The sequence below is a fragment of the Burkholderia cepacia genome (assembly GCF_001718835.1).
GTDB lineage: Bacteria > Pseudomonadota > Gammaproteobacteria > Burkholderiales > Burkholderiaceae > Burkholderia > Burkholderia cepacia_F.
Genome location: NZ_CP013444.1, coordinates 457,892 through 470,884, shown reverse-complemented (window position 1 = coordinate 470,884; position 12,993 = coordinate 457,892). Strand labels below are relative to the sequence as shown.

At 68.7% G+C, this 12,993-nt stretch carries 9 protein-coding genes and 1 pseudogene; all 10 read right to left on the bottom strand.

Annotated elements, in window-relative coordinates; genetic code table 11:
• Window positions 1–78: 78 nt before the first annotated feature.
• Window positions 79–1,077: pseudogene (locus WT26_RS22530) on the bottom strand (glucokinase); the annotation flags it as partial.
• Between the two features lie 48 nt (window positions 1,078–1,125).
• The gene (locus tag WT26_RS22525) at window positions 1,126–2,067 is read right to left on the bottom strand and encodes an aldo/keto reductase (RefSeq protein WP_059667024.1); all 942 of its coding nucleotides are present in this window, start codon (window positions 2,065–2,067) and stop codon (window positions 1,126–1,128) included.
• Window positions 2,055–3,473, bottom strand: coding sequence for a maltoporin (locus WT26_RS22520; protein ID WP_196485564.1), 1,419 nt, complete (start codon window positions 3,471–3,473; stop codon window positions 2,055–2,057). The genes WT26_RS22525 and WT26_RS22520 overlap by 13 nt, the downstream gene beginning before the upstream one ends.
• 148 nt (window positions 3,474–3,621) lie before the next feature.
• Window positions 3,622–4,770 carry a Gfo/Idh/MocA family protein gene (locus tag WT26_RS22510; protein ID WP_069273986.1) on the bottom strand — a complete coding sequence of 383 codons (1,149 nt, stop codon included), beginning with the start codon at window positions 4,768–4,770 and terminating at the stop codon, window positions 3,622–3,624.
• On the bottom strand, window positions 4,767–5,576 hold the full coding sequence (locus WT26_RS22505) for a ThuA domain-containing protein (protein WP_059521725.1): 810 nt from the start codon (window positions 5,574–5,576) through the stop codon (window positions 4,767–4,769). The genes WT26_RS22510 and WT26_RS22505 overlap by 4 nt, the downstream gene beginning before the upstream one ends.
• Before the next feature lie 371 nt (window positions 5,577–5,947).
• Complete coding sequence (locus WT26_RS22500) at window positions 5,948–7,084, bottom strand: ABC transporter ATP-binding protein (protein WP_069273985.1); 1,137 nt, start codon at window positions 7,082–7,084, stop codon at window positions 5,948–5,950.
• Between the two features lie 24 nt (window positions 7,085–7,108).
• The gene (locus tag WT26_RS22495; protein WP_059521727.1) at window positions 7,109–7,939 is read right to left on the bottom strand and encodes a carbohydrate ABC transporter permease; all 831 of its coding nucleotides are present in this window, start codon (window positions 7,937–7,939) and stop codon (window positions 7,109–7,111) included.
• Between the two features lies 1 nt (window position 7,940).
• On the bottom strand, window positions 7,941–8,876 hold the full coding sequence (locus tag WT26_RS22490; RefSeq protein ID WP_069273984.1) for a carbohydrate ABC transporter permease: 936 nt from the start codon (window positions 8,874–8,876) through the stop codon (window positions 7,941–7,943).
• A gap of 89 nt (window positions 8,877–8,965) precedes the next feature.
• On the bottom strand, window positions 8,966–10,243 hold the full coding sequence (locus tag WT26_RS22485) for an ABC transporter substrate-binding protein (RefSeq protein ID WP_081333758.1): 1,278 nt from the start codon (window positions 10,241–10,243) through the stop codon (window positions 8,966–8,968).
• A 148-nt stretch (window positions 10,244–10,391) separates the two neighbouring features.
• Window positions 10,392–12,983, bottom strand: a complete 2,592-nt coding sequence (locus WT26_RS22480) for an ATP-binding protein (RefSeq protein ID WP_231130530.1) — start codon at window positions 12,981–12,983, stop codon at window positions 10,392–10,394.
• Window positions 12,984–12,993: the final 10 nt, after the last annotated feature.

Below are 12,993 nucleotides of genomic sequence, written 5' to 3'. Positions count from 1 at the left end.
CGTGCCGGAAATCGGCCGCTTTCTTTCAGGATGCCTACGGACGGCAGACAATGCGGCGACGCGTCAACCGGCCTCGCCCAACGCACGGGCGAGCAGGTGCGACACGCCGACGAAGGCCGGATGCGGCGCGGTGATCACGAAGGTTGGAATCTTCGCGAGATAACCGGCAAAGCGGCCCTTCGCCTCGAAGCGGGCTCGAAACGGCGACGCATCGAACCATGCGCCGAGGCGCGGCACGACGCCCCCGCCGATATGGATGCCGCCGGTCGCGCCGAGCGTCAGCGCCAGATTGCCCGCGAACGTGCCGAGCATGCCGCAGAAGCAATCCAGGGTCGCCGCGCAGCGTGCGTCGCCGGCAAGCGCACGATCGATGATGGCGGCCGTATCGACGCCGGCCGCGTCGACGCCGTCGCGCGCGGCGAGCGCCGCGTGAATGACCGCGATACCGGGGCCCGCGACCAGCCGCTCGAACGACACGTGTGGCCAGCGCGCCCGCGCGTAGCGCAGCACGTCGGCTTCGCGTGCATCGGCGGGCGCAAACGACACATGCCCGCCCTCGCCGGACACCGGCACCCATGCGTCGCCGGCGCGCACGAGCGCCGAGACGCCCAGCCCCGTTCCCGCGCCGAGCACGCCGATCGTGCCGCCGGGTTGCACATCGCCGCCGCCGACCTGCCGCCGTTGCTCCGCGGGCAGATGCGGCACGGCCATCGCCAGCGCCGCGAAGTCGTTGAAGACGTGCAGCGTGTCGAACCCGAGCGCGCGGCGCGTCGCGTCGATCGAGAAGCGCCAGTCATGATTGGTCATGCTGATCAGGTCGCCGTCCACGGGGTTGGCGATCGCGATCGCCGCATCCCGCACCCGCGCGCCACCCGTGTCGCGCAGGAACGCACGCATTGCATCGGCAACGCTTGCATGGTCGCCGCAGCGGTAGACACGCACGTCGCCGATCCCGCCCAGCGCGGTCTCCAGCGCGAAGCGCGCATGCGTGCCGCCGATGTCGGCCAGCAAGCGGGTTTCGGCGGCGCGCGCGGCGCACCGCGCAACAGGGTCGCCGTTGAGGGTCGCTTCGCTCATCGTTTCTCCCGGATCGTCATCGCGTGTCGGTCATATCGAGCGTGCCGGTCATGGCACCTCCACGCCGCGCGCCGCGTCCAGCAGTTCGAACCAGTGCTCCCGCCCGAGCGCGAGGCGGGTCGCCGCAACCGCTTCGCGCAGCGCCGCAATCCGGCTCGACCCGACGATCGGCAGCGGCCGGCACGGCAGCGCGAGCAGCCACGCGAACAGCACCGTCGTCGCGGGCACGCCGAGCGCGTCGCCGATCCGCGCCGCGCGCTCGCGCACCCGCGTCGCGGCGGGCGACGCCTCCGTCAGCAGCCGTCCGCCCGCGAGCGGCGACCACAGCATCGGCGGACAGCGCCAGCGCTGTGCCTGGTCGAACGTGCCGTCGTCGAGCGGCGCGAGATGCAGCAGCGAGCATTCGACCTGGTTCGTCGCGAGCGACATGCCGTGCGCCGCCATGCGGTCCTGCAGCAACGCTGCCTGCGCCGGCGTAAAGTTCGATACCCCGAACGCCTTCACCTTGCCGTCACGCCGGAGCGCATCGAAGGTCGCGGCGACTTCGTCGGCATCCATCAGCGGGTCGGGACGATGCAGCAGCAGCAGATCGAGCCGGTCGGTACGCAGCGCGCGCAGCGACTGCTCGACCGACGCGACGACATGCGCGGCGCGCGTGTCGTAATGCTTGATCCCGTGCGCGGGCCGGCGCGCGGACACGAGCCGGATCCCGCACTTCGTGATGATCTGCATCCGTTCGCGCAGGTGCGGCGCATCGGCCAGCACGTCGCCGAACAGGCCCTCGGCCGTGTAGTCGCCGTAGATGTCCGCATGGTCGAAGCTCGTCACGCCGAGTTCCAGCGCCGCCTCGATCAGCGCACGTCGCTCGCGGATCGACAACGCCCAGTCGCCGATCCGCCACATCCCGAACACGATGCGCGAGAACGGCACGGCATCGGCCCCCATCGATATCGTCGTACAGCGTTCCGTCATCGCGCTCACCACCACCATTCGACCTGCGCACCGACCGTCGAACCGGTGCGCGACGTGCCGAAGATGCCCGTCGTCGACAGCGGATCGCCGGGCGCCGCCGCATCCTGCGCAGCCTGGTTCCAGCGCGCATACGTGTAGAACACGCGGAATTCCGGTCGCGACCAGAACGAGCGGTCCATCGCGAGCGTCAGCGCGACGCTCGCCTTCAGCAGCGTACGCGTCGGGCCGCCGGACGGCGTCACGCGGTCGTGCCCGAGGTCGCCCTGCAGCTTGATGTGCTGCGTGAACGCGTACACCGGCCGCACGCCCATCGAGATCCAGGTCTGCGACCCGCCCGACGGCGCGATGTCGCGCTGGTAGATGCCGACCACCTGGCCGCTGAAGTCGCGCGTGGCCTGCCAGTCGAACGCGTCGAGCACGCGGAAACTCTTGTAGCGGTTGTCGTTCGTCAGCGTGCCCGTGTAGCCGAGGCCCGTGCCCGGACCGACGCCGTACTGGAACGCGAGCTTGTTCTTGCCGCCGAGCAGGTTGGTCTGCACGTGCTGGACCGTGAACGACCAGCCGCCGTGTGCGTCCTGCAGCACGCCGCCCGCGTTCAGCACCGGCGCACGGGCCGGGATGTACGACAGCCCGAACTGCAGTTCGCCGCCCGGGTTCGGGTGCACGCCCGACAGTTGCAGGTCGTGGCGCGTCGCGTAGTTGGGCTGGTCGATATAGTCCTCGCGGAACAGCGCATAGCTGAGCTTCAGGCCGCCGCCGATCGGCACGTTCTCGATGCCCGCGCCGAGGCCGCTCGGGTTCCAGTAATAGAAGTCGTTCATGTGGACGTCGTTGCGCCGGTAGTAGATGCGCCCGAACCAGATCCGCATGTCGTCGAGCCCCGGAAAGTTCGTGAGCTGCACATACGATTGCGGCAGGCGCACGCGGCCGTGATCGCCATTGAAGGTCGGCGCGCGATCGAGATCGTTGACGAGGCTCGCCATCCCCACCGCCGACAGCTGCATGCCGTTCGAGAACTTGTACAGCGTCTGGTCGATCTCCAGCTCGCTGTAGACCTGGCATTCGTTGCCGAGCCGGTATTTGCTCTGCGCGCCCGGCAACTGGAAGCAGGCCTGCGAATGACCGTCGCTCGTGCCGACGCCCGCCCGCATGTAGCCATGGAACTGCGTCCACGGCGTCAGCTGGTTCCAGGCCGACGACGGCGTCGGCGTCGCCACGTTGGCGGGGCTCGTGTCGGCCGGCACGACGCCGGTGGCCTGCGAGAGGCCGCCCGGCGCGGTGTCGGCGGCGATGGTCGCCGCCGGATCCGGCGCCGCGTGCAGCGCGGCCGATGCGACCGCCAGCGAGAATGCGGCGGCGAGCCGCGTGAGCCTGAACGGGGTGCGTGCGGGGCCGCGTGCGGCGCAGCCTGCTTCGTCGATCATGAACGTGTCTCCAAACGTTGTCTGTGCGTCGCGTGCGATGCGCGGCGTCATCGAATAGGTGTGTGTGCTGCGTCGTCCGTCATGTTGCCGACGGGCCGGCGTGGTGGACGATCCGCGCGCCGGCCCGGTACGAAATCGGTGCTCGACTTCAGCCCGCGACGTCGAGATCGAGCACTGGCGGCGCATCGGCGGCCGCCTGCGCCGGCGCGTGAATGCGGATCGGCTCGCCCGCGGCCGCGCTCGCATAGATCGCGTCGAGAATCTCCATCACGATCAGCCCTTCCTCACCGGGGGCGGGATGCGGGACGTCGCAAAGAATCGCTTCCGCGTAGTCGTACATCGCGGAATGCGCGCCTTCCGCGGGCGGATTCAGGCGCATGTCGAACTGCGCACCGCTCTGCTCGATGAACACGTGCGCATCGAACGTGTAGCCCTCGTTCAGGTTCTTCTGCAGCAGCCCCGCACGCGTGCCGAGCAGGCGGGTTTCCATCAGCTCCGCTTCCTGGATGTTGGTTGCCCACGATGCCTCGAGCGCGAGCGTCGCGCCGTTGTCGAAGCGGATCATCGCGGCGGCGAGATCCTCGACGTCGAACGTCTTGCCCGCACGCGCCGCCAGCTCGCGCGCGATCGGATCGTAGGTGCTGCCCATCACCCACACGGGTTTCGGATAACCCATCAGCCACAGCGCGAGATCGAGACGATGCACGCCGAGATCGATCAGCGGCCCGCCGCCCGCCAGCGCCTTCGTGCCGAACCACCCGCCGAAACCGGGCATCCCGCGCCGGCGATGCCAGACCGTGCGCCCGAAATAGAAATCGCCGAACAGGCCGCTCTCGACCTGCGCCTTCAGCGCGCGCGACTGTGCGCTGAAGCGGTACGAGAAATTGATCATCAGCCGCTTGCCGGCGCGGTGCGCGGCGATCAGCATTTCACGCCCCTCGTCCGCGTTCATCGCCATCGGTTTCTCGCACAGCACGTGGCAGCCGGCGTCGAACGCGGCGAGCGTCAGCTCGCGATGGAACTTGTTCGGCGTGCACACGCTGACGACGTCCAGTTTCTCCGCCGCGAACATCGCGTCGGCCGACGCGTAGCGCGCATCGATGCCGAACACGTCGCCGACCTTCGCGAGCCGCTTCGCATCGGGGTCGGCAATCGCGACCACGTCGACATCCGGATGCTCGCGCCAGCCTTCGATATGCTTGCGGCCGATCCCGAGCCCGATCACGCCCACGCGCAGGCGACGGCCGCGTGCAATCGCCGCCGCTTCCGGCAGTTCCACCTTGTAGTCGTCGTTCATGCGAGGTCTCCGGCGGTTTGCTGGATACCGACGTGCGCGAATTGCCCGCTCTTCTCGCTGAGCTTCTCGAGCGGCGGCGAGTTCGGGCAGCGGTCGGCGAGGTTCACGCGCGGCGCGGCCCACTGCACCGCGTTCGCGATCACGCGCTGCACGTTGCGGTCGTGATAGGTCGGGTAGGCTTCGTGCCCGGGTCGGAAATAGAAGATCCGGCCGTGACCGCGCTCCCAGCAGCATCCCGAACGGAACACCTCGCCGCCCTCGAACCACGAGATGAACACGGTGCTGTCCGGCTGCGGGATGTCGAAACGCTCGCCGTACATTTCCTCGTGCTGCAGCTCGAAGTACTCGCCGAGCCCGGCCGCGATCGGATGCGACGGTTCGACGACCCACAGCCGTTCCTTCTCGGCCGCCTCGCGCCACTTCAGCGAACAGTTCGTGCCGAGCAGGCGGCGGAAGATCTTCGAGAAGTGCCCGGAATGCAGCACGATCAGGCCCATCCCTTCGAGCACGCGGCGTTGCACGCGCTCGACGATCTCGTCGGAGACCTTCGCGTGCGCCTTGTGCCCCCACCAGATCAGCACGTCGCACGCGGCGAGCCGCGCTTCGCTGAGGCCGTGCTCGGGCTGGTCGAGCGTCGCGGTGCCGATCTCGAGCGGCAGCGCACCGTGGCCGAGCGCCGGCGTCTCGGCGAGCGCGGCGGCGATCACCTGGTGCAGGCCGTCGGGATAGATCGCGCGCACGCCCGCGTTTTCCCGTTCGTGCTCGAACTCGTTCCATACGATCACTGAAAGCTTCTTGTTTAGCATGACTATCCTTTATCGATGATTTGGCGCCAATTCGACAGCGGCCATGCGCCCCGGCCGCCTGAAAGCTTTAGGGTCTGTTTACATACGGAACGCGCATGCGTTGCCACGAGAACGGCCGCTCGCGAGGCGCGCGACGCCGCGAATACTGGACTATCGCCAAGGAGCGCAACGCGGCGAGCGGCCGTTCTCGTGGCAACCCCAAATTAAAAAAATCATTCCAGGGGAATGCCCGAAATCGCCCGCATGGCGGCGTCGCGCGTCGCTCGTTTGGCTCGGCCCAACGGCGCTCCTTCCTCCTTGCCCTGCGGGCGATTTCGGGCATTCGCATGTGCGTTCCGTATGTAAACAAACCCTAGTCCGGCCCGCCGCGCTCAGGCCGTGGCGAGCGCCGGCGTCGCGGCGTCGCGCAGCATGCGCTCGGCCGCACGGCCGTCCGGATGAAACAGATGCAACGCGGCGGCCGGCAGATCGACGCGCAGGCGCTCGCCGACCCGCGCACCGGCGGCATCGGTCTTCGCGACGATCGGCTGGTCGCACAGCGGCGTGTCGAGATACAGATAGGTGTGTTCGCCCATCTGCTCGACGTGCGCAACCTGGCCCGTCACGGTGCCGGACCCGACCCGCACGTGTTCGGGGCGGATGCCGAGGGTCACGCCGGCGCCCGTCTCGAGGCCGTCGCCGGACACGTTCGCCGTCAACCCGTGCTCGCGGGCCAGCGCGCGAACCTCGCCCGCGCCGGCCGACGCGACGGCCGCCGGCAGGAAGTTCATCGCGGGCGAGCCGATGAAACCAGCGACGAACTGGCTCGCCGGACGGTGATACAGGTCGAGCGGCGTGCCGATCTGCGCGACGCTGGCGATCCCGCTGCGCCCTTCGAGCGGCCGCAGCAGCACGATCTTGTCGGCGAGCGTCATCGCCTCGACCTGGTCGTGCGTCACGTAGATCATGCTGGTGCTGTCGAGGCCGCGGTGCAGCTTCGCGATCTCGACGCGCGTCTTCACGCGCAGCGCGGCGTCGAGGTTCGACAGCGGCTCGTCGAACAGGAACACTTTCGGCTTGCGCACGATCGCGCGGCCGATCGCGACGCGCTGCCGCTGGCCGCCGGACAGTGCGCCGGGCTTGCGTTCGAGCAGCTCGCCGAGGCGCAGCGACTCGGACGCGAGCCGCACCCGCCGGTCGATCTCGTCCTTCGGCAAGCGCAGATGACGCAGGCCGAACGCCATGTTTTCGTAGACGGACATGTGCGGATAAAGCGCATAGCTCTGGAACACCATCGCGATGTCGCGCTGCGCGGGCGCAAACGTGTTGACGCAGCGGCCGTCGATCCATACGTCGCCCGCGCTCTGTTCCTCGAGGCCCGCGACGATCCGCAGCAACGTCGACTTGCCGCAGCCCGACGGGCCGATGAAGACGCAGAACTCGCCCTGCTCGACCGTGAGATTCACGTCGCTGAGGATGGGGGTCGTGCCGAACTGCTTGCGAAGACCACTCAACTTGATCTGACTCATGCTTGCTCTCCTGATCCTGACGACTCAACCCTTGACCGCACCGGCGGTCAGGCCGGAGACGATTTGCCGCTGAAACACCAGCACCAGCAGCACGAGCGGCACGGTGACGATGACCGACGCGGCCATGATGGTTCCCCACGGCAACTCGTAGCTGCTCGCGCCCGAGATCATCGTGATCGCGACGGGTACCGTGCGCTGGCTCGACGAGATCATGAAGGTCAGCGCGAACAGGAACTCGTTCCAGGCCGACACGAACGCGAGCAGCGACGTTGCGGCCAGCGCCGGCCGCAGCAGCGGCATGAAGATCCGGAAGATCAGCGTGAACACGCCGACGCCGTCGACGAGCGCCGCTTCCTCCAGCTCGCGCGGCAACTCGCGCATGAACGTGACCAGAATCCAGATCGTGAACGGCAGCGTGAAGATCAGGTCGGACAGCACGAGCGCGCCGAGGTGATCGTACAGGCCGAGCGAGCGGACCAGCTCGAACAGGCCCGACAGGATCGCGACCTGCGGAAACATCGACACGCCGAGAATGCACATCATCAGCACCCCGCGGCCGCGGAACGACACGCGGCCGAGCGCATACGCGGCGAGCACCGACACGGCGAGCGACAGCGCAACCGCCCCGCCCGCGACGAGCGCCGAATTCAGCAGGTACGCGCCGAACGGCTGGTCGCGAAACAGCTGGCGGTAGTTGTCGAGCGACGGGCTCGCCGGGAACAGCGACGTGTCGAACAGCGCATCGCCATGTTTGATCGACGTACCGATCATGTAGACGAACGGGAACAGCGCGATCACCAGCACGAGCGCCGACAGCAGCCAGTAAATCGCGATATCGAGCGGATGCTTCTTCATGTCAGGCCTCCTGCATCCGGCGGCGGCTGAGCGCCATGTAGCCGATGGTGAACAGCACGATCGTGACGAACAGCAGCATCGCCGACGCCGAACCGAACCCGACCTGCTGGAAATCGATCAGCTGTTCGCGCACGTAGATCGACATGCTTTTCGTGATCCGGCTGTTCGACGTCATCACATAGATCAGGTCGAACACGCGCAACGCATCGAGCGAGCGGAAGATCATCGCGACCAGCACGCCCGGCAGGATCAGCGGCAGCGTCACCGAGCGGAACACGCGCCAGCGCGGCACGCCGTCGACCCGCGCGGCCTCGTAGCAATCGCGCGGCACGGTCTGCAGCGCCGCGAGCATCAGCAGCGCCATGAACGGCGTGGTCTTCCACACGTCGACGAGCACGATGGCCGGGAAGACGAGGTGCGCATCGGCGGTAAACGCGAGCGGCTCATGGATCGCGCCGATCGACATCAGCATCGCGTTGACGATCCCGAATTGGTCGTTGAGCATCCAGCTCCAGATCTTCGCCGACACGACGGTCGGGATCGCCCACGGCACGAGCACGGCCGCGCGCAGCAGCGTCCGCAGCCGCGACGGCACGTCCAGCAGCAGCGCGACGCCGAGGCCGGTGGCCGTCTCGAGCACCACCGACACGACGGCGAACAGCACGGTATTGCCGACGGCCTGCCACCACGCCGGGTCGCGCAGCACGCCCGCTGCGCCGAGATAGTTGTCGAGGCCGACGAAATGACGCTGCGACAGGTCGGACAGTTGAGCGTCGGTCAGGCTGAACCACGCCGTGCGCAGCAGCGGCCAGCCGGCAATGGCCGCCAGCGCGAGCAACGCGGGCGCCACCAGCAGCCACGCCTGGCGCCGGCGTGCGCGGGCAAGCCCGGCCCGGGCCCGCACGGGTGCCTGCACGAATGCAGGACTACTACTCATTTCGATGCTTCCGGTTCTCATTCGATGTCTCCTGTCGGGCCGGCACCCTGCTAAGGCCGGCCCGATCGATCAATCGCGCGCCGCGGCGCTCAGTGCCAGTTGCCGCCCGGCGCGAGCCGGTTGAGCGTGGCGGCGAGCCGTGCGAGCGCGCTCGCTGCGGTGTCGCTGCCGGCGAGCACGTCGTGCACGGCATTCCAGAACTGGTTGCTGACCTGGTTGTACTTCGCGCCGGTCACGGTCGACGGCCGCGCGACCGCCGTGCTGAAGGTCGGCAGCAGATCGGCCATGAACGGGCTGGCCTGCAGGATGTCCTTGTCCCGGTAGAGCGCCGGCATCGTCGGGTTGTACGACCCCTGGATCGCGCGCATCTTCTGCACGTCCGCGCTCGCCATGTACATCACGAGATCGGCGGCCAGCTTCGGGTTCGGCGAGTAGCGCGACACGGCGAGCTGCCATCCGCCCAGCGCGGCGGCCGGACGGCCGTCGGCGCCGCCCTTCGGCAGCGGCGCGATGCCGACCTTGCCCTTGATCGGGCTGCCCGCGCGATTCGCGATCGCCCATGCATACGGCCAGTTGCGCATGAACACGGCGTTGCCGGCCTGGAACACGCCGCGGGCTTCTTCTTCGCCGTAGTTCAGCACGGCCTTCGGGCTGATCGTGCCGACCCATTTCGCCGACTGCTCGAGCGCCTTGATCGCGCCCGGGTTGTCGATGGTCACGCGGCCCTTGTCGTCGACCACCGTGCCGCCGTTGTAGCTGCTGACCCATTCGAGCGCCGCGCAGGTCAGCCCTTCGTACGCGCGCCCTTGCCACACGTAGCCCCAGACCTTCTCGTTGCCGGCGGCGCGCTCGCCTGACTGGATCTTGCGCGCGGTGGCGTCGAGCTCCTCCCACGTGGCGGGCACTTTCACGCGGTACTTGTCGAGCAGGTCCTTGCGGTAGTAAAGCAGCCCCGTATCGATGAACCACGGCATCGCGACCAGCTTGCCGTTCACCGTATCGTTCGCGACGATGCTCGGGAACGACTGGCTTTCCAGCCCCTTGCTGTACGGCTTCAGGTCGATCAGGTGGTTCGCGAGGATCCCCGGCCAGACCGTATCGATCTGCATCACGTCGATCTTGTCCGAGCCGCCGCCGAGCAGCTGCTGATAGAGCGCCAGCGTTTCGCTCGAGTTGTTTGGCATGCTGATGAACTCGACCTCGTTGCCGGTCTTCTCGGCCCACCGCTTCGCCGAGACCTGGCAAATGTCCTGGTCGACGCCGGCTGCGCCGCATGCGATCCGCAGCGTCGCCGCGCCGGCGCTGGTGGCCGTGGCGGCCGCCACCGCGAGCGCCATCGTCAGCAAACCTGCCTTGAGCTTCATCATTCGGTGTCTCCAGTTTCGTTCGAATCGTGCGCCGCGGAGTCGCGAGCGCGTCGCCGGGTGCCGTGGGTCTATGAGACTCCAGTCCGGTTAATCGAAAATTTCGGAAACGCGCCGCGCCATTAACAATCGAAACAATCGCCGTCGCGCGTCAGCCCAGCAGCGCGGCGAGGGCCGCCAGATCGAACGGCTTCGGCACGAACGGCAGGTCGGCGCGCCAGTCGGGATGGGTCTGATGAATCTCGGGCGGCAGGCCCGAGGTCAGCGCGACGCGCTGTGCCGGCCAGCGCTCGGCGAGCCGCGCCGCGAACGCGATGCCGCTGCCGCCCGCGCCGAGCGAGATGTCCGACAGCACGAGCGTGACGGGGCCGTGTTCGGCCAGCCAGCGCAATGCCGCGTCGCCGGTCGCCACCGCGTCGGCCCGCGCGCCGAGCGCCGCGAACTGGCTGAGCGCCGTGTCGCGCACCTCGGGATCGTCGTCGACCACGAGCACGCGGGTGCCGGCCCGCAACGCAGCGGGCAGCGCAGGCGCGGCAGTCGGCGCGCCGCGCCGTTCGGGCGGGGCGCTCTCGGGCAGCCACAGCTCCACGCACGTGCCCCGGCCGACCTCGCTGTGGATGCGCAGATCGCCGCCGCTCTGGCGCACGAAGCCGTAGACGCTGCTGAGCCCGAGCCCGCTCCCCTCGCCGGCCGCCTTGGTCGTGAAGAACGGCTCGATCACCTTGTCGAGCAGCACCGGGGCGATCCCGCACCCCGTGTCGGTGACGCTCAGCACGATCGCGTGCGGCGCGGCGGCACCGTCGGGCGCCGGTGCGCGGCGCGCGGCCAGTGCCAGCGTCCCGCCATCCGGCATCGCGGCGGCGCTGTTGAGCGCCAGGTTGAGGACGGCGTTCTCGAGCTGGCCGCGGTCGACGTTCACCCACATCGCGTCGGCGGCCGGCTCCAGCACGACGGCCACCCGCTGGCCCGCCGAGTATTCGACGAGATCGAGCATCTCCGCGAGCATCGCCCTGACCGACACGCGTTCGGCCTGCAGCGGCTGGCGCCGCGCGAACGCGAGCAGCCGCCGCGTGAGCCGCGACGCGCGTTCTGCCGCGCGGCGCGCCCGCTCGGCCATCGTCTGCGCATCCTGCTGGCCGTCGAGCCGCGGCAGCAGCAGTTCCAGGTTGCCGAGTATCGCGACCAGGAAGTTGTTGAAATCGTGCGCGACGCCGCCCGTCAGCTGGCCGAGCACGTCCATCTTCTGCGCCTGGCGCAACTCGGCCTCGACCGCGCGCCGGCTCGTCAGGTCGCGGCAGACCGCCACCCAGCCGCCGTCCGGAAGCGGCTGGCAGTGGAATTCGAGGGTCCGCTGGTCGCGCAGGTGCAGTTCGGCCGACGCGGCAATGCGTGCACCGTCGGATGTGCGGGTCGCGGTCTCGCGCGACACCTGGCGCCAGCGCGCGGGCTGATGCATGGCCTGCCGCAGCATCGCGAGCGACAGGCCCACGTACAGCGAGCCCGGGTCGATCCCGAGCAGCGTCGCGAAGGTCGGATTCCACGCGATCAGGCTGCCGTGCGTGTCGTGGACGGACACCCCGTCGTTCATCGAGTTGAGCACCGACTCCTGCAGGCGGCGCTGCGACTCGAGCCCGTGGGTCAGTTGCTCCTTCTCGATCAGGTTGGTGCGGAACACCTCGAACGCGCGCGCCAGCTCGCCAATCTCGTCCGGCCGGTGCGTCGACGGCATCCGGTCGGACGTGATCCCTTTCGCGAGTCGCGCCATCACGCGCGTCATCGCCTGCAGCTTGTGCAGGATGCGGCTCGCATACGCGACGCCGAGCAACGCCACCACGACGCCCGCCACCGCCAGCAGCAACAGGCCCGACTGGCTGGAGACCGCGACCTTGCGCACCTTGTCGCTGCGCTCGCTGGCGATCTGCCGCAAGCGCTCGACGTAGCGCGCCGACTTGCCGCTCAGGTGATCCGCGTGGCCGCGCAGGAGCGTGACGAGATAACCCGTCTGCGCTTCGCTCGACAGAAACTCGCGGCGCACCGCGAACACGCTGCGCGCGCCGCCGTCGAGTTGCTGCAGCGCCTCGGCAAGCGCCGGCTGGCGGCGGTCTTCGGCGCGTTCGCGCACGCGCAGCCACAGCGCCTCGTTGTCGCTTTCCGCGCTGCCGAGCTCCGCCGCGTTGGCCGCCTGCAGCGCACCGGCCGTACGGGCCCAGATCTCGAGCAGCGTCGGCGCCTGCTGTGCGATCACGCTCTTGTCGCGCGCGATGTCGTCGCCGATACGGTCGTTCGCGAGGCGCAGCGCGCTCAACTCCTCCTTGAGCTGGCGCTGCCGGCCCGACACGATCAGCAGCCGGGCGAGATCCTGGTCGATTGCGTCGAGATCGTCGATCACAGCGAGCTGCTCGCCCGCCTTCGCGGCGGGGCCCGGCTGTTTGCCGAAGCCCGGCGACAGCCGCCGGATATCGCCGAGCAGCCCGCGCATCAGCTCGGTGTCGTTGTGCAGCAAGTCCGGCGAATCGGTCAGCATCATGCTCGGCGCGACCGCGGCGAGTTGTGCGACCTTGTCCGACAGCTCGAGCGCGCGGGCGATCTCGGGCACGACGTTCGCCTCGTATTCGTCGAGCGCGTTCTGGTTCGCGCGCATGCCGAGCACGCCGACCACCACGACCGCGAGCGTGATGCCGAACAGCAGCAGAAACGTCGCGATCAGCTTGGCCCGGACACTCCAGGGCGGCAACAGCCTCACCGTCGTGCGC

Bases quoted from the DNA above. Each gene is read 5' to 3' on its own strand.
- WT26_RS22525 (WP_059667024.1), bottom strand. From the start codon at position 2,067: ATGGTGGTGGTGAGCGCGATGACGGAACGCTGTACGACGATATCGATG.
- WT26_RS22520 (WP_196485564.1), bottom strand. From the start codon at position 3,473: ATGATCGACGAAGCAGGCTGCGCCGCACGCGGCCCCGCACGCACCCCG.
- WT26_RS22510 (WP_069273986.1), bottom strand. From the start codon at position 4,770: ATGAACGACGACTACAAGGTGGAACTGCCGGAAGCGGCGGCGATTGCA.
- WT26_RS22505 (WP_059521725.1), bottom strand. From the start codon at position 5,576: ATGCTAAACAAGAAGCTTTCAGTGATCGTATGGAACGAGTTCGAGCAC.
- WT26_RS22500 (WP_069273985.1), bottom strand. From the start codon at position 7,084: ATGAGTCAGATCAAGTTGAGTGGTCTTCGCAAGCAGTTCGGCACGACC.
- WT26_RS22495 (WP_059521727.1), bottom strand. From the start codon at position 7,939: ATGAAGAAGCATCCGCTCGATATCGCGATTTACTGGCTGCTGTCGGCG.
- WT26_RS22490 (WP_069273984.1), bottom strand. From the start codon at position 8,876: ATGAGTAGTAGTCCTGCATTCGTGCAGGCACCCGTGCGGGCCCGGGCC.
- WT26_RS22485 (WP_081333758.1), bottom strand. From the start codon at position 10,243: ATGATGAAGCTCAAGGCAGGTTTGCTGACGATGGCGCTCGCGGTGGCG.